Origin of the sequence: Proteus vulgaris (assembly GCF_033708015.1) — a bacterium.
Lineage (GTDB): Bacteria > Pseudomonadota > Gammaproteobacteria > Enterobacterales > Enterobacteriaceae > Proteus.
The window spans coordinates 659,820-677,204 of the sequence record NZ_CP137920.1; the positions used below are offsets into that span (position 1 = coordinate 659,820).

At 39.9% G+C, this 17,385-nt stretch carries 13 protein-coding genes; 11 read left to right on the forward strand and 2 right to left on the reverse strand.

Annotation, left to right across the window (positions count from 1 at the left end):
• Positions 1-10 precede the first annotated feature (10 nt).
• Positions 11-1,147 (forward strand): molecular chaperone DnaJ, encoded by a 1,137-nt coding sequence (dnaJ, locus tag SB028_RS03235; RefSeq protein ID WP_069368649.1) that lies wholly within the window; start codon positions 11-13, stop codon positions 1,145-1,147.
• 75 nt (positions 1,148-1,222) lie between these two features.
• Here the strand turns inward: dnaJ and SB028_RS03240 are convergent, their stop codons facing one another.
• On the reverse strand, positions 1,223-2,068 hold the full coding sequence (locus tag SB028_RS03240) for a DMT family transporter (protein WP_069368648.1): 846 nt from the start codon (positions 2,066-2,068) through the stop codon (positions 1,223-1,225).
• A 446-nt stretch (positions 2,069-2,514) separates the two neighbouring features.
• Here SB028_RS03240 and nhaA point away from each other — a divergent pair, with 446 nt between their 5' ends.
• The gene (gene nhaA, locus SB028_RS03245; protein WP_069368647.1) at positions 2,515-3,693 is read left to right on the forward strand and encodes a Na+/H+ antiporter NhaA; all 1,179 of its coding nucleotides are present in this window, start codon (positions 2,515-2,517) and stop codon (positions 3,691-3,693) included.
• Positions 3,694-3,882: 189 nt separating this feature from the next.
• Entirely contained in the window at positions 3,883-4,803 is a 921-nt protein-coding gene (nhaR, locus tag SB028_RS03250; RefSeq protein WP_069368646.1) for a transcriptional activator NhaR, read from the forward strand.
• 72 nt (positions 4,804-4,875) lie between these two features.
• Here nhaR and rpsT read toward each other — a convergent pair whose 3' ends face one another.
• Entirely contained in the window at positions 4,876-5,136 is a 261-nt protein-coding gene (rpsT, locus tag SB028_RS03255; protein ID WP_069368645.1) for a 30S ribosomal protein S20, read from the reverse strand.
• A gap of 432 nt (positions 5,137-5,568) precedes the next feature.
• Here rpsT and ribF point away from each other — a divergent pair, with 432 nt between their 5' ends.
• From ribF to carB, 8 genes are all read left to right on the forward strand, one after another.
• Positions 5,569-6,510: a bifunctional riboflavin kinase/FAD synthetase gene (gene ribF / locus SB028_RS03260; protein ID WP_069368644.1), complete on the forward strand. Its 942-nt coding sequence runs from the start codon at positions 5,569-5,571 to the stop codon at positions 6,508-6,510.
• A gap of 29 nt (positions 6,511-6,539) precedes the next feature.
• Positions 6,540-9,350 (forward strand): isoleucine--tRNA ligase, encoded by a 2,811-nt coding sequence (ileS, locus tag SB028_RS03265; RefSeq protein WP_069368643.1) that lies wholly within the window; start codon positions 6,540-6,542, stop codon positions 9,348-9,350.
• A gap of 3 nt (positions 9,351-9,353) precedes the next feature.
• Positions 9,354-9,869, forward strand: coding sequence for a signal peptidase II (lspA, locus tag SB028_RS03270; protein WP_069368642.1), 516 nt, complete (start codon positions 9,354-9,356; stop codon positions 9,867-9,869).
• 69 nt (positions 9,870-9,938) lie between these two features.
• Positions 9,939-10,409, forward strand: coding sequence for an FKBP-type peptidyl-prolyl cis-trans isomerase (gene fkpB, locus SB028_RS03275; protein ID WP_069368641.1), 471 nt, complete (start codon positions 9,939-9,941; stop codon positions 10,407-10,409).
• On the forward strand, positions 10,390-11,343 hold the full coding sequence (ispH, locus tag SB028_RS03280; protein WP_069368640.1) for a 4-hydroxy-3-methylbut-2-enyl diphosphate reductase: 954 nt from the start codon (positions 10,390-10,392) through the stop codon (positions 11,341-11,343). The genes fkpB and ispH overlap by 20 nt, the downstream gene beginning before the upstream one ends.
• Before the next feature lie 233 nt (positions 11,344-11,576).
• On the forward strand, positions 11,577-12,398 hold the full coding sequence (gene dapB, locus SB028_RS03285) for a 4-hydroxy-tetrahydrodipicolinate reductase (RefSeq protein ID WP_069368639.1): 822 nt from the start codon (positions 11,577-11,579) through the stop codon (positions 12,396-12,398).
• A 434-nt stretch (positions 12,399-12,832) separates the two neighbouring features.
• Positions 12,833-13,996, forward strand: a complete 1,164-nt coding sequence (carA, locus tag SB028_RS03290) for a glutamine-hydrolyzing carbamoyl-phosphate synthase small subunit (protein ID WP_069368638.1) — start codon at positions 12,833-12,835, stop codon at positions 13,994-13,996.
• A gap of 16 nt (positions 13,997-14,012) precedes the next feature.
• Positions 14,013-17,234 carry a carbamoyl-phosphate synthase large subunit gene (carB, locus tag SB028_RS03295; RefSeq protein ID WP_069368637.1) on the forward strand — a complete coding sequence of 1,074 codons (3,222 nt, stop codon included), beginning with the start codon at positions 14,013-14,015 and terminating at the stop codon, positions 17,232-17,234.
• Positions 17,235-17,385 lie beyond the last annotated feature (151 nt).

Genomic DNA, 17,385 nt, shown 5'->3' on the forward strand with positions numbered 1-17,385 from the left:
GTAATCTAGAATGGCGAAAAGAGATTTTTACGAAGTCCTCGGTTTAAGTAAAACTGCCGATGAAAAAGAAATTAAACGCGCATATAAGCGTTTAGCAATGAAATATCACCCAGATCGAAATCAAGGTGATAAAGATTCAGAAGCAAAATTCAAAGAAATTAAAGAAGCCTACGAGATCTTAAGTGATGCTCAAAAACGTGCTGCTTATGATCAATATGGTCATGCTGCGTTTGAGCAAGGCGGATTTGGTGGTCAAGGTGGCGGCTTCGGCGGTGGTGCTGACTTTGGTGATATCTTTGGTGATGTATTTGGCGATATTTTTGGTGGTGGTCGTCGTCAACAGCGCGCAGCACGTGGTTCTGACTTACAATACAACATGGATCTAACGCTTGAAGAGGCGGTTCGTGGTGTTACTAAAGAAATTCGTATACCTACACTAGAAACATGTGACAAATGCCATGGTAGTGGTGCTAAAGAAGGTACATCGGCAGAAACCTGTTCTACTTGTCATGGTGCTGGTCAGGTTCATTTACGTCAAGGTTTCTTCACTGTACAGCAAGCGTGTCCAACGTGTCATGGTCGCGGTAAAGTGATTAAAGAGCCTTGTTCTAAATGTCATGGTGATGGTCGTGTTGAACGGTCTAAAACGTTGTCCGTTAAAATTCCAGCCGGTGTTGATACCGGTGACCGTATTCGCTTAAGTGGTGAGGGTGAAGCCGGTGAAAATGGCGCACCAGCAGGCGATTTATACGTACAGGTTCATGTTCGTCAGCATCATATTTTTGAACGTGATGGCAATAATCTTTACTGTGAAGTACCTATTAACTTCGCCATTGCTGCTTTAGGTGGTGAGATTGAAGTCCCAACACTTGATGGCCGTGTGAAACTTAAAATTCCAGCAGAAACACAAACTGGAAAAATGTTCCGCATGAAAGGCAAAGGTGTTAAATCAGTACGCAGTAGCAGTATTGGTGATTTAATGTGCCGCGTTGTGGTTGAAACCCCCGTTAAACTCAATGAAAAACAAAAAGAGTTAATGGAACAACTGGGTGAATCATTTGGTGGTAAGAGTGGTGAGAAAAATACCCCTCGTTCTAAAAGCTTCTTAGATGGTGTGAAAAAATTCTTTGATGATTTAACCAAATAATTTTTCTTATCACCTTCAAAAAGGCCTGATGATAAATTCTGTCATCAGGCCTTTTTATTTGAATGATGTTTCATGTTATCCCATCTTAATAGCAATAATACCTGCAAAAATGACTAAACACGCCAATAGCTGTTTACGGTTAAATTGCTCTTTTAACAGATAGACAGATAAGATCATGGCAAATAACACGCTAGTCTCTCTTAACGCCGCCACAAGCACGATTGAGGCATGGCTCATCGCCCATATCACAATACCATAGCTTACCAACTGCATGATCCCACCTAAAAATGCAGGTTTCCAATAATCCTTTATCTTAGTTTTTAAATGTTGGCGATAACGAAGCCAAGCAAGTAAATACATTGCGATGCCATTTAAAAAGAAGAGCCATAAAATATATGCAAACGGCGTTTCACCTACGCGTGAGCCATTACCATCAGATAGGGTATAACTTGCAGTAAATAATGCGGTAAGCAGCGCAAAAAAGAGTGCATCTTTACGTAAATTAAACTCTGCTATTTTTCTACTACGTGAGATCAGGATAATACCCAGAATGATAAATAAAATGCCTAGCAAGCCAGCTATTGGGAGTGTTTCATGGAAGAGAAAAAAACCAAGAAAAGCGGTCATTAATGGTGCACTACCACGAGAGATAGGGTAGACCTGATTAAAATCAGCCAATGCATAACAGCGACTTAAAGAGAGTGTGTAACCTACATGAAATAAAACAGAGAGAATAAGCCATTTCCATGCACCAATATCAGGGAGCCCAACCCAAAACAGGGCGGGGAGCGTTACAACACCCGAAAAAAAAGTCAGTAACGAGATCCCTAAAAATCGATCACTACCTACTTTAACCAATGCATTCCAACACGCATGAAAGATAGCGGCGAATAAAACGGCAATAAAAATAGTAATCGACATATTGATAGAAACCTTACTATAACGGGAGTATTCACTATCTATAAGACAATAACACAATGGTTAAATAGTGAAATGAATAACATTTTTTCTCTTATAATTTTGGAAGGCTATAAATAAAAAGATAAGAATAATAATTTTTTGATAATTAAAGATTGATATATCTGATCTATTTTATCAATTGCTATGATTTATCAAATAAGAGGCTTGTTTTTACTTAATTGTAAAAAATAACATTTGTATTCAATGTGTTATTGTAATTGTTATTAATTATTCCTATTTTTTATTTTTGAAAAATTATGTTGATGAATTGATACTATTTATCTTATTTTTCTTGATATTTCCTTTTAAATTCGAAAAATCCGAGTTGTTATCAATAAATAATCTGTTTTTTACGAATTTATAATTATCATATTATTAACAAGATTAGTGATTCTGAGGTTAATATTATGACGGCAATTATTAGACAATTTTTAAAATTAGAGGCATCAGGCGGTATTCTTCTGATTATTGCTGCCATTATCGCATTGATTATGGCGAACACACCTCTAAGTGCTTTGTATAATGAGTTTTTATCCGTTCCTATTATGATCAAATTCGGTGCGTTCGAACTTGATAAGCCATTATTGCTTTGGGTAAATGATGCCTTAATGGCGATCTTTTTCTTAGTGGTAGGATTGGAAGTTAAACGGGAATTAAAAGAAGGATCTTTGGCTCAGCGCGACAGAGCTATTTTCCCAGCAATAGCCGCAGTAGGCGGTATGTTAGCACCCGCATTGATTTATTTGATGTTTAATCATACGGATGCCGTGGGACAGCAAGGTTGGGCAATTCCAGCGGCAACAGACATTGCTTTTGCATTGGGTGTTATGGCGTTACTTGGCAAGCGTGTTCCTGTCGAGTTAAAAGTCTTCTTGTTAGCATTAGCTATCATCGATGATTTAGGTGTAATTGTCATTATTGCGCTCTTTTATTCAAAGAGTATTGCACTAATGCCTCTCGCTTTGGCGGGGTTGATTGTGATTGCTCTGGGCATAATGAACTGGCGTAAAGTGGGGAATACGGCTGCTTATTTAATTCTTGGATTCATCTTGTGGGTATGTATTTTAAAATCAGGTATTCATGCAACGATTGCAGGTGTGATTGTTGGATTCCTTATCCCATTAAGAAATAAAGAAGGTGATTCTCCTTCTGAAGAATTAGAGCATGTGCTACACCCTTGGGTTGCCTATTTTATTCTACCGCTGTTTGCATTTAGTAACGCAGGGGTTTCTTTAAATGGTGTAACGCTTGATGGCATGTTATCTGCTTTACCATTAGGTATCGCGTTAGGTCTATTTTTAGGTAAGCCGATTGGAATTTTCCTCTTTAGTTGGGTTTCGGTAAAACTAGGCATTGCAAAATTACCAGATGCGATTAACCTTAAACAAATATTTGCTGTATCTGTGCTATGTGGTATCGGTTTTACTATGTCTATCTTTATTGCTGGATTAGCATTTGATGGTGCAGATGAGGCTTATAATACCTACGCTAAGCTTGGTATTTTAGTCGGTTCAACAGTAGCTGCTGTTGTGGGATATTTATTGCTTCGTTCTGTTTTACCGAAGTTAAAAACGAAGTTAATATAGGGAAATTTATTACGGATTTGAGTTTCTTAACACAATAAATACCGAGCTATATATTTAAACCTACGGTGCAATACAGTGTATTGTGCCGTAGGTGTTTTTATGAGGATTGGATGCAAGGAAAGCCAATCGCAAACTAATGGGTTATTACATAGTCTGTGTTGAAGCACAGAAGTTGAAAGGAAGATAACTATGCGGGTGTCACATCTCAATTTTAACCATCTTTATTATTTTTGGCATGTGTGTAAAGAAGGCTCTGTTGTGGGTGCAGCGCAAGCGCTGTATTTGACACCTCAGACAATCACAGGGCAAATTAAAGCATTAGAAGAAAGATTGGGTGGCAAGTTATTTAAACGTCAAGGAAGAGGGCTGGTTCCTTCAGAATTGGGTCAGCTTATTTTTCGTTATGCCGATAAAATGTTTATGCTTAGCCAAGAAATGCTGGATATTGTCAACTACAGTCAAGAATCGAATTTACTGTTTGATGTCGGCGTCGCGGATGCATTATCAAAACAATTAGTCAGTCGAGTCTTAGAAACGGCGGTTATTGATAATGAGCAAATTCATTTACGTTGTTTTGAATCTACTCATGAACTATTACTAGAACAATTAAGTCAGCATAAGTTGGATATGATCCTATCAGATTGCCCTGTGGATTCGTCACAACAAGAAGGACTGTTCTCTGTAAAACTGGGCGAATGTAATATGAGTTTTTTTTGCAGCCATCCGCTTCCTGAAAAGCCGTTCCCTGAATGTTTAGAAGAGCGAAAACTCCTTATTCCGGGGCGTCGATATATGTTAGGTCGCCACTTATTAACATGGATACGTAATAAAAATCTGCAAGTGGAAATATTGGGTGAGTTTGATGATGCGGCATTAATGAAAGCATTTGGCTTAAATTATAATGCTATCTTTGTCGCGCCTTCACTGTATACCGATGAAACTTTTGCTCATAGTAATATCGAAGAGATTGGGGTGCTTGATACAGTAAAAGAAGAGTATTACGCGATTTTTGCAGAGCGAATGATCCAACATCCAGCGGTTCAACGTGTCTGTAACACGGATTTTTCAGCACTCTTTAATGGTGATAAAAAGGGTGTTACAACCCCATAAATAGATGGTGGTTAAAAAATAGAAAACAAAAAACCGGCATAAGCCGGTTTTTTGTAACACAATAAAACAATATTACATTGCTTTGATTTGTGCTTGCAGATTAGCTTTATGACGTGCTGCTTTATTCTTGTGAATTAAGCCTTTAGTTGCCTGACGGTCAACAAGTGGTTGCATGTCATTAAATGCTTTTTGTGCTGCTTCTTTATCACCTGAAGCAATTGCTGCGTATACTTTTTTGATGTAAGTACGCATCATAGAACGACGGCTTGCGTTGTGCTGACGACGCTTTTCAGACTGAACCGCACGTTTCTTAGCTGATTTGATATTAGCCAAGTTCCAACTCCCAAATATATTCTAGCGAGGACAAATACAAAGGTGAAGGAATATGCCTTTTCAACCTAAGTTTGTCAATGGATTTATACAAAATTAGCGTCGTTGTACGCGACACTTGTTTCGTTGTGATGGCGCAAGATTTTATCAGTTAAGACGGGTAGAATACAGTCTTTTGAGTGAAAAAATCATCAAAATCGTGTATATGAGTAATAAATAATAGATTCTAATAGGATCTATGTTTGATTTTATGCGATTTTATAACCAAGAAGTGAGTGATAGTCCATTTTTTTGTTTGATGTGAGCAATCAAATTTAAGAATAACAGTGAATCGACTTGTTGAGATATTACTCATCAATAAACATTGATATATTGGGTTACTCTCAAGCCTTTGACAAGGTATAATCCAATAATTTCCACGGTATTGAGCCAGTTATGGAGCTAATTCGCGGTATACAAAATATTAGAGCGCGACACCACGGTTGCGTTCTGACAATTGGGAATTTTGATGGTGTCCATAGAGGCCATCAGGCATTATTGAAACACTTGAAACAAGAGGCTTCACAGCGAGGATTACCTACGGTTGTGATGACATTTGAGCCTCAGCCACTTGAGTTCTTTTTACCAGAAAAGGCACCAGCACGTCTGACTCGTTTACGAGACAAGATTAAATATTTAGCTGAATGTGGTATTGATTATCTTTTGTGTGTCAAATTTGATAAACAATTTGCGGCGCAAACGCCAGAAGAATTTGTTTCATCACTATTGGTGAATAAATTAGGCGTGAAGTTTCTAGCCATTGGCGATGATTTTCGCTTTGGTAAAAATCGTGAAGGTGATTTTCACTTTTTACAGCAAGCCGGTGCAAGATATGGATTTGAAGTCGCGAATACCGAAAGTTATTGTGATAAAGGATTGCGTATCAGTAGCACGGCAGTACGAGAAGCGTTACTCAATGATGATTTAGTCCTTGCTGAATCACTACTAGGACACCCTTACAGTATTTGTGGGCGTGTCATTCATGGTAATGAATTGGGTAGAACCATTGGTTTTCCGACAGCCAATATTCCTATGAAACGCTTAGTTGCACCCGTTAAAGGCGTTTATGCCGTTGATGTCTATTTATCAGATAATCAATCACCTTTACCCGGTGTGGCAAATATCGGAAGTCGTCCTACTGTAAAAGGGAAAGGCGTACAATTAGAAGTTCATTTAATCGACGTTAATATGGATTTATATGGACGTCGTATTGATGTTGTGTTACGAAAGAAATTACGTAATGAACAGCGATTTGCATCATTGGATGCATTGAAGCAGCAAATCGCAGATGATGTGGCTACTGCTAGGGATTTTTTATCGCAGCGGTCGGAGTCATAAACTAGCGGAAAATTGGAACTGAGAATCGAATGAGTGACTATAAAAATACCCTGAACTTACCAGAAACAGGGTTCCCTATGCGCGGGGATTTAGCAAAGCGCGAGCCAGAGATGTTATCACGTTGGTACAAAGAAGGTTTGTATCAAGCAATTCGTCAGGCTAAAAGTGGTAAGAAAACATTTATTTTGCACGATGGCCCTCCATACGCCAACGGCAATATTCATATTGGTCACTCAGTAAACAAAATTCTCAAAGATATTATTATTAAATCCAAAGGGCTGTCAGGCTTTGATTCTCCGTACATTCCAGGATGGGATTGTCACGGATTACCTATCGAACTAAAAGTTGAACAAATCGTAGGTAAACCAGGAGAGAAAATATCTGCAGCACAATTCCGCGAGGAATGCCGTAAATATGCTTATGAGCAAATTGAAGCACAGAAAAAAGATTTTATTCGTTTAGGTGTTCTAGGAGATTGGGAAAAACCTTATCTTACAATGGACTATAAAACTGAAGCGAATACTATCCGTGCATTAGCGCGCATTATCGCAAATGGTCACCTGTTAAAAGGGGCTAAGCCTGTTCACTGGTGTACAGCATGTGGTTCATCATTGGCTGAAGCAGAAGTTGAATATTATGATAAAACTTCACCTTCGATTGATGTGCGTTTTACCGCCGTTGATCCAAACGCAGTTGCTGCCAAATTCCATGCAGTAACAGATAAGCCTATTTCTTTGGTTATCTGGACAACAACGCCTTGGACATTACCTGCTAACCGCGCTATTGCATTAAATGCCGACTTTAATTATTCATTAGTCTCTTTTGGTGATGAATGCGTGATTTTAGCCGCTGATCTTGTTGAAAGCGTAATGAAGCGTATTGGCGTAACGAGCTGGGGCGTTTTAGGTGAATGTAAAGGCGCTGATTTAGAGTTACTGCGCTTTAATCATCCATTTATGGGTTTTGATGTACCTGCAATTTTAGGTGATCACGTTACTTTAGATGCGGGTACAGGTGCTGTTCATACTGCACCAGGTCACGGCCCTGATGACTTCGTTATTGGTCAAAAATACGGTTTAGAAGTTGCTAACCCTGTGGGTCCAAATGGTTGTTATTTAGCAGGTACTTATCCAACATTAGATGGCATTTTTGTTTTTAAAGCGAATGATGTGATCGTTGAACTGCTAAAAGAAAAAGGCGCTCTGTTACATCATGAAGTCTTACAGCATAGCTACCCTTGCTGTTGGAGACATAAAACACCTGTTATTTTCCGTGCCACACCACAATGGTTTATTGGTATGGATAAGAACGGATTACGTCAACAATCATTAAAAGAGATCAAAGGTGTTAAATGGATCCCTGATTGGGGTCAAGCACGTATTGAATCAATGGTTGAAAATCGCCCTGACTGGTGTATTTCTCGTCAACGCACTTGGGGTACGCCAATGTCTCTGTTTGTTCACAAAGAGACTCAAGAGCCACATCCACGTACATTAGAATTGATGGAAGAAGTCGCTAAACGTGTTGAAGTGAGTGGCATTCAAGCATGGTGGGATTTAGATATCCGTGAAGTGCTGGGTGATGAAGCTGATGATTATATGAAAACGCCAGATACACTGGACGTTTGGTTTGATTCAGGATCAACACACTCAACAGTTGTTGATGCACGCCCTGAATTCCACGGTAATTCAGCAGATATGTACTTAGAAGGCTCTGACCAACATCGTGGTTGGTTTATGTCTTCACTGATGATCTCGACTGCAATCAAAGGTAAAGCGCCTTACCGTGAAGTATTAACACACGGTTTTACCGTAGATGGGCAAGGCCGTAAAATGTCTAAATCTATCGGTAACACAGTCAGTCCACAAGATGTAATGGATAAATTGGGTGCTGATATCCTACGTTTATGGGTCGCATCAACAGATTACACAGGCGAAATTGCCGTATCTGATGAAATCTTAAAACGTGCGGCTGATACTTATCGTCGTATTCGTAATACAGCGCGTTTCTTCTTAGCGAACTTAAACGGGTTTGATCCTGCAAAACACCAAGTTAAGCCAGAAGAGATGGTGACACTTGATCGCTGGGCAGTCGGTCGTGCAAAAGCCGCACAAGCGGATATCCTAAAACACTATGAAAATTATGATTTCCATAATGTTATTCAGCGCCTAATGCAATTCTGTTCAGTAGAAATGGGTTCTTTCTACTTAGATATCATTAAAGACAGACAGTACACCGCGAAAAGCGATAGCGTGGCTCGTCGTAGTTGCCAAACGGCGTTATTCCATATCAGTGAAGCCTTAGTTCGTTGGATGGCACCTGTTATGTCATTCACCGCTGATGAGATCTGGAATGAGTTGCCTGGTGAACGTGCAAAATATGTCTTAACGGAAGAATGGTATACCGATCTATTTGGCTTAGATGCATCAGAAACGTTAAATGATGACTATTGGGCTGAATTACTTGCCGTTCGTGGTGAAGTCAACAAAGTATTAGAGCAGGCTCGTACAGATAAACAGCTACGTGGATCTTTAGAAGCATCAGTCACTCTGTATGCTGATAAAGCGTTAGCAGATAAGTTAAATGCGTTAGGTAACGAACTGCGTTTTGTTTTATTAACTTCTCAAGCGAAAGTGGCAGATATTAATGAAGCACCAGAAACGGCATTAGCTTCTGATATGTCGGGTTTAAAAATTGTCCTTAACAAAGCCGATGGCGAAAAATGTCCTCGTTGCTGGCATTATGCGACAGATATCGGTCAAGTAGCGGAACACGCTGAATTATGCGGACGCTGTGTTACTAACGTAGCCGGTAACGGTGAAGAACGTAAGTTTGCTTAATTAATGAAGAAAACACTTTGCTCTACAGGTTTACGCTGGCTATGGCTAGCTGTCGCCGTAGTGGTGTTGGATTTAGGTACGAAACAGTATTTCATGCAGACATTTCGTCTGTATGAATCTGTTGCCGTGATGCCTTTTTTCAATTTCACTTACGCGCATAACTATGGTGCTGCCTTTAGCTTTTTAGCAGATAAAGGGGGATGGCAACGTTGGTTTTTTGCACTGATTGCATTGGCAATCTGTATTACCTTATTGGTAATGATGTATAAAAACAAAGCGAGTGCCAAACTAAGTAACGTTGCTTATGCGCTAATTATTGGCGGAGCATTGGGTAATCTCTCTGATCGTCTGATCCACGGGTTTGTCATCGATTTTCTTGATATTTATATTGGAGATTGGCATTGGCCTACCTTTAATATTGCTGATATGGGGATTTGTATCGGTGCTGGGCTTATTATTATTGAAAGTTTTTTCCCTGATAAAAATGTCAGTCCTCAAGATACAAAAAAGCAAAAGTAATCAGACAAGAAGTTAACTAAAATAACCCCTGCCTTATGGCGGGGGTTACGCTTAATAGAAGGTATTAGTATGGTTATGCAGGTACTCAACGACAGCGCAGTGTTGCTGAATTTCACTTTAAAGTTAGCTGATGGTTCTGTTGCTGAATCTACACAAGCACATGGTAAACCCGCCCTTTTTCGTTTAGGTGATGACAGTTTATCGCCAGCTTTAGAAGCTGAATTATTGGGATTATCAATAGGGGATAAAAAAACCTTTACGCTTGCGGGTGAACATCTTTTTGGTAAATACAATCCTGACTTGATCCAATACTTTATGCCTTCTGACTTTACAGAGTCTGGTGTGCCTGAGGCGGGTACTATCATGCTATTTACAGCGATGAATGGCAGCGAAATGCCAGGCATTGTAAGAAATGTTACTGAAGACTCTGTCACCGTTGATTTTAACCATCCGTTAGCGTCAGAAGAAGTGACATTTGATATTGAAGTTGTCAGCATCAATCCTGAGGAGGAAACAACACATGCAAATATTGCTGGCTAACCCACGAGGCTTTTGTGCGGGTGTTGACCGAGCTATCAGCATTGTTGATCGCGCTCTGGAAATCTATGGCGCACCTATTTATGTTCGTCACGAAGTTGTTCATAACCGCTATGTCGTTAATGACTTACGTGAACGCGGCGCTATCTTCATTGAAGAAATTTCAGAAGTACCCGATAACGCAATTTTAATTTTCTCTGCTCATGGGGTGTCTCAAGCTATTCGTCAAGAAGCTCGTTCACGTAATTTAACAATGCTTTATGATGCAACGTGTCCATTAGTTACTAAAGTTCATATGGAAGTGGCAAGAGCGAGCCGTAAAGGCAAAGAAGCGATATTAATAGGTCATGCAGGACACCCAGAAGTTGAAGGCACAATGGGGCAATACAATAACCCTGAAGGGGGAATGTATTTAGTTGAATCGCCAGCCGATGTGTGGAAATTAAAAGTGAAAGATGAAGACAATCTTTGCTTTATGACCCAAACAACGCTTTCTGTTGATGATACATCAGAAGTGATTGACGCTTTAAATGCGCGTTTCCCCAAAATTATTGGACCTCGTAAAGATGATATCTGCTACGCAACAACCAATCGTCAAGAAGCCGCGAGAGAGCTTGCTGAAAAAGCGGATGTTGTCTTTGTTGTTGGCTCTAAGAACTCATCAAACTCTAATCGCTTAGCAGAGCTTGCTCAGCGTGCGGGTAAGCCTTCTTATCTTATCGATAGCTTTGAAGATATTGATGAGTCATGGGTCGCTAATGCAAATATTGTTGGCGTTACGGCTGGGGCTTCAGCACCAGATATTTTGGTTCAACAAGTATTAGAGCGTTTAAAAACCTTTGGTGCTGATGACGTGGTCGAATTATCAGGGCGTGAAGAAAATATTGTTTTTGAAGTGCCTAAAGAGCTTCGCCTCGATTATAAAGTTATCGAATAATCTCACTTAAATGTGATAGTGAATTTAAAAAGCAGCGAGGATAACGCTGCTTTTTTTATGGATAAAGTAAAGTTAAATGAATAACCATGCTGTTCATCTCTTTTACTGATAATGACCACCGTTTTGTGTGTTTTTCTTATCTCTAACGTTAAATGCTGGCATCAAGTGGGTGACATAGCTACTCTGTAAACAATAAATAGAGATAATAAGTATTGTTAAGGAGAAATTTAGTTATGTCTGCAAAAGAACTTCGTCTTGCTGTTGTTGGTGCGGGTGGTCGTATGGGACGCCAATTAATTCAGGCAATTTCTCAACAAGAAGGAACCGTTTTAGGTGCTGCTTTTGAGCGTACTAATTCTTCATTGATTGGCGCTGATGCCGGAGAATTAGCAGGCATCGGGCATATTGGCGTTGCTATTACGGATAACTTGCTGGCTCAAGCGGGTGAATTTGATGTATTAATTGATTTTACACGCCCAGAAGGAACGCTTTCTCATATTGCATTTTGTGTAGAACAGAAAAAAGGCATGATTATTGGTACGACAGGCTTTGATGATGAAGGTAAAAAAGCGATTGAAAATGCCGCCCAAGTTATTCCTATTGTGTTTGCCGCTAACTTTAGTGTGGGTGTCAATTTAGTGCTTAAATTACTTGAAAAAGCGGCTAAAGTGATGGGATCTTACAGTGATATTGAAATTGTGGAAGCTCATCATCGTCATAAAGTTGATGCACCATCAGGTACTGCATTAGCGATGGGTGAATCCATTGCAGATGCATTAGGTCGTGATCTCAAAGCGTGTGCAGTTTATGAGCGAGTAGGGCATACAGGAGAGCGTGATCCTCAAAGCATTGGTTTTGCAACTATTCGTGCTGGTGATATTGTGGGAGAACACACAGCCATTTTTGCTGATATTGGTGAGCGAGTAGAGATAAGCCATAAGGCTTCTAGCAGAATGACCTTTGCAAATGGTGCTGTTAAGGCTTCTGTTTGGTTAAGTGATAAAAACTCTGGTCTTTATAATATGAAAGATGTTCTTTCTTTAGAGGATTTATAGTTTATAATTATTTTAATTTATTGAAAACTCACGATTATTTTTGCAATTGTGAGTTTTTATTTTATTTGTTTCTTTGTTTTATCTATTTTAATTATTTTTATTAATTATCTCTTTTTTTTATTCGTTTTTACCTATCTAAATACACAAAAACCTCACTTTATTCCTTCTTTCTTCTCTTTTTAAGTTATCTTGGTAAGCAAACGGTTAAATTTGTAAGATTGATTATGTAAATCGTTACTTGATTAATTAAATTGCTAATAAATGATATTTTTTAAATTAAAAAGGTGTTTTTTCTAGACATCTGCTCATTCGATCTTTAGAATGCGCCCAATTTGCCAAAAATTTGCCCAATTTTATGTTTTTGGCATTGATTTAGAGGCTTAAATCTGAATTAATATGCACTAAATGTGATTTATTATTCTCTGGAGGGCGTTTTGATTAGAAAAGCTATATTGGTTCTAGAAGATGGGACCGAATTCCACGGCAAGTCGATTGGCGCAGAAGGCGCCGCCATCGGTGAAGTCGTTTTTAATACTTCAATGACCGGTTATCAAGAAATACTAACCGACCCTTCTTACTCCCAACAAATTGTTACTCTTACTTATCCCCACATTGGCAACACCGGCGTTAATCGTTCAGATGAAGAATCAGAAACAATCCATGCTCAAGGCTTAATTATCCGTGACTTGCCATTAGTGATGAGCAACTATCGTGCTCAAGAAACGTTATCTGATTATCTTAAACGCCATAATATCGTTGCTATTGCGGATATTGATACACGTAAGTTAACGCGTTTGTTGAGAGAAAAAGGCGCACAAAACGGTTGTATCATCGCCGGCGAACATCCTGATACCCAACTTGCACTCGAAAAAGCCAAAGCCTTTCCCGGCTTAAAAGGGATGGATTTAGCCAAAACAGTCACTGCCAAACAGCCTTACCAGTGGATGCAAGGAAGTTGGACGCTAAAAAATGAATTACCCGACGCTAAATTAGCGACTGAATTGCCATTGCATATTGTGGCGTATGATTTTGGTGTGAAACGTAATATTTTACGTATGCTGGTGGATAGAGGGTGCCAAGTCACGGTTGTACCTGCTCAAACATCAGCTCAAGATGTTTTAGCCCTTTCTCCCGATGGTATTTTCCTTTCTAATGGCCCCGGGGATCCAGAGCCCTGTGATTACGCCATTAACGCCATTCAAACCTTTTTAACCAGTGATATTCCAGTATTTGGTATTTGTTTAGGGCATCAACTATTAGCATTAGCGAGCGGCGCAAAAACCATCAAAATGAAATTTGGTCACCATGGTGGCAATCATCCTGTTAAAGATTTAGATAAAAATACGGTGATGATCACAGCGCAAAACCATGGATTTGCCGTTGATGAAACCTCTCTTCCTGCTAATTTACGTGTGACACATAAATCTCTGTTTGATGGTTCTTTACAAGGCATTCATCGCACAGATAAACCAGCATTCAGTTTCCAAGGTCATCCAGAAGCGAGTCCTGGACCGCATGATGCCGCACCTCTTTTTGATCACTTTATCGAGCTTATCGCGCAATATCGTCAAAACCTGCAATCAGTGACAACCAAATAAATCAGGAGCGAAAGAAATGGCTAAAAGAACAGATATCAAAACAATCCTGATTTTAGGTGCAGGTCCGATTGTTATCGGGCAAGCGTGCGAATTTGACTATTCAGGCGCTCAAGCATGTAAAGCCCTACGTGAAGAGGGATATCGAGTTATTTTGGTAAATTCAAATCCTGCAACCATTATGACCGATCCTGAAATGGCCGATGCAACGTATATCGAGCCTATTCACTGGCAAGTTGTGAGAAAAATTATTGAAAAAGAGCGTCCTGATGCTGTATTACCGACAATGGGAGGACAAACAGCACTAAACTGTGCGTTAGAGTTAGAGCGCCAAGGTGTTTTAGCCGAGTTCGGTGTCACCATGATTGGTGCCACAGCTGATGCAATTGATAAAGCAGAAGATAGACAACGCTTTGATAAAGCGATGAAAAAAATCGGTTTAGATACAGCTCGTTCAGGTATAGCACATACGCTGGATGAAGCTTTTGCTGTTGCTGAACAAGTGGGTTTTCCTTGTATTATTCGTCCTTCATTCACGATGGGCGGAACCGGTGGTGGGATTGCTTATAATCGTGAAGAATTTGAAGAAATTTGTATTCGAGGTTTAGATTTATCACCAACCAATGAACTGTTAATTGATGAATCACTCATTGGCTGGAAAGAGTATGAGATGGAAGTGGTGCGCGATAAAAACGATAACTGCATTATCGTTTGCTCCATTGAAAACTTTGATGCAATGGGAATTCATACGGGAGATTCCATTACTGTCGCGCCAGCACAAACACTTACCGACAAAGAATATCAAATTATGCGTAATGCCTCGATGGCGGTATTACGTGAGATAGGTGTTGAAACGGGGGGATCTAACGTTCAGTTTGCTGTTGATCCTAAGACAGGACGCTTAATTGTTATTGAAATGAATCCTCGAGTTTCTCGTTCATCCGCGCTTGCCTCTAAAGCGACTGGCTTCCCAATTGCGAAGGTCGCTGCAAAATTAGCGGTAGGCTATACCCTTGATGAGCTGATGAACGACATTACGGGAGGGAGAACACCAGCCTCTTTCGAACCTTCTATTGATTATGTTGTGACAAAAATTCCTCGTTTTAACTTTGAAAAATTTGCAGGGACAAATGACCGATTAACCACGCAAATGAAATCTGTTGGCGAAGTGATGGCAATAGGTAGAACACAACAAGAATCCTTACAAAAAGCGTTACGAGGTCTTGAAGTTGGGGCGACAGGATTCGATCCTAAAGTTGATTTAGATGACCCTGAAGCATTAACAAAAATTCGTCGTGAACTAAAAGAAGCAGGCTCAGACCGAATTTGGTATATCGCGGATGCTTTCCGAGCAGGACTATCTGTTGATGGTGTCTTTAACCTCACTAATATTGACCGCTGGTTCTTAGTTCAAATAGAAGAAATTGTTCGCCTTGAAGAAAAAGTCAGCGAAGTGGGTATAAAAGGGTTAAGTGCTGATTTCTTGCGTCACTTAAAACGTAAAGGTTTTGCTGATGCGCGTTTAGCTAAAGTACTTAACGTAAAAGAAGATGTTATTCGCCAATTGCGGGAGCAATATCAACTCCATCCTGTTTATAAACGTGTTGATACTTGTGCGGCAGAATTTGCTACTGATACGGCTTATATGTACTCAACTTATGAAGATGAGTGCGAGGCAAATCCACATCAAGATAAACCGAAAGTCATGATCTTAGGTGGGGGACCAAACCGCATAGGCCAAGGGATTGAATTTGATTATTGCTGTGTACATGCAGCGCTTGCGTTACGTGAAGACGGCTACGAAACCATCATGGTGAACTGTAACCCTGAAACGGTTTCAACGGATTACGACACTTCTGACAGACTCTATTTTGAACCTGTTACATTAGAAGATGTGCTTGAAATTGCGCGTATCGAAAAACCGAAAGGGGTTATCGTGCAATATGGTGGACAAACACCATTAAAATTAGCCAGAGCGCTAGAAGCTGAAGGTGTACCAATCATCGGGACAGCGCCAGATGCTATTGATAAAGCCGAAGATCGTGAGCGTTTCCAAAAAGCGGTTGATAAATTAGGGCTTAAACAGCCTGAGAATGCCACTGTAACCGCGTTAGAAGAGGCGGTAGAAAAAGCACAATTGATTGGCTATCCGCTGGTCGTTCGTCCTTCTTATGTACTTGGTGGACGTGCAATGGAAATTGTTTATGACGAGGTTGATTTACGCCGCTATTTCCAAACTGCAGTGAGTGTGTCAAACGATGCCCCTGTCTTATTAGACCGTTTTCTTGATGATGCGATTGAAGTCGATATTGATGCGATTTGTGACGGTACACAAGTTGTGATTGGTGGCATTATGGAGCATATAGAACAAGCGGGGGTTCACTCAGGTGACTCAGCTTGCTCATTGCCTGCTTATACTCTAAGCAAAGACATTCAGGATGTGATGCGTAAACAAGTCCGTGAACTTGCGTTTGAATTAGGTGTAAAAGGGTTGATGAATGCACAGTTCGCGGTAAAAGGTGATGATGTTTATCTTATTGAAGTCAATCCTCGAGCCGCTCGTACCGTACCTTTTGTGTCAAAAGCCACGGGAGTGCCATTAGCCAAAGTCGCCGCGCGTGTCATGATGGGGCAAAGCCTTGATGCACAGGGGGTAACAAAAGAAGTTATTCCACCTTATTACGCTGTAAAAGAGGTCGTTTTACCTTTCAATAAGTTTGCCGGCGTGGATCCGATTTTAGGACCAGAAATGCGCTCAACAGGCGAAGTCATGGGCGTTGGCGCAACCTTTGCTCAAGCCTTTGCTAAAGCGATGTTAGGCAGCAGTTCTACCATGAAGAAAAAAGGTAGGGCACTTCTTTCTGTGCGTGAGGGTGATAAAAAGCGAGTTGTTGATTTAGCGACGAAATTACTAAAAAGTGGATTTGAATTAGATGCGACACATGGTACAGCCATTGTATTAGGTGAGGCGGGAATCAATCCACGTTTAGTGAACAAAGTACATGAAGGACGACCACATATTGAAGATAGAATTAAAAATGGCGAATATGACTATATTGTTAATACGACTTCTGGTCGTCAAGCCATTGAAGATTCTAAAATTATTCGTCGCAGTGCATTAAGATATAAAGTCCATTATGATACGACGTTAAATGGCGGATTTGCGACAACACTGTCATTAACGGCGGATCCAACGGCAAGTGTTATTTCAGTTCAAGAAATGCATAAAAAGATAAAATAAAAATTAAGTTTATTTATTATCGTAATTAAGATCCTGCATATGAGAAAACACATATTCGGGATCCTTTCTATTGCCATTCAGAAAAGATAATTTCTGGAAAAAACAAAAGCCACATTATTATTAATAATAATGTGGCTTTAAATTTAATCTA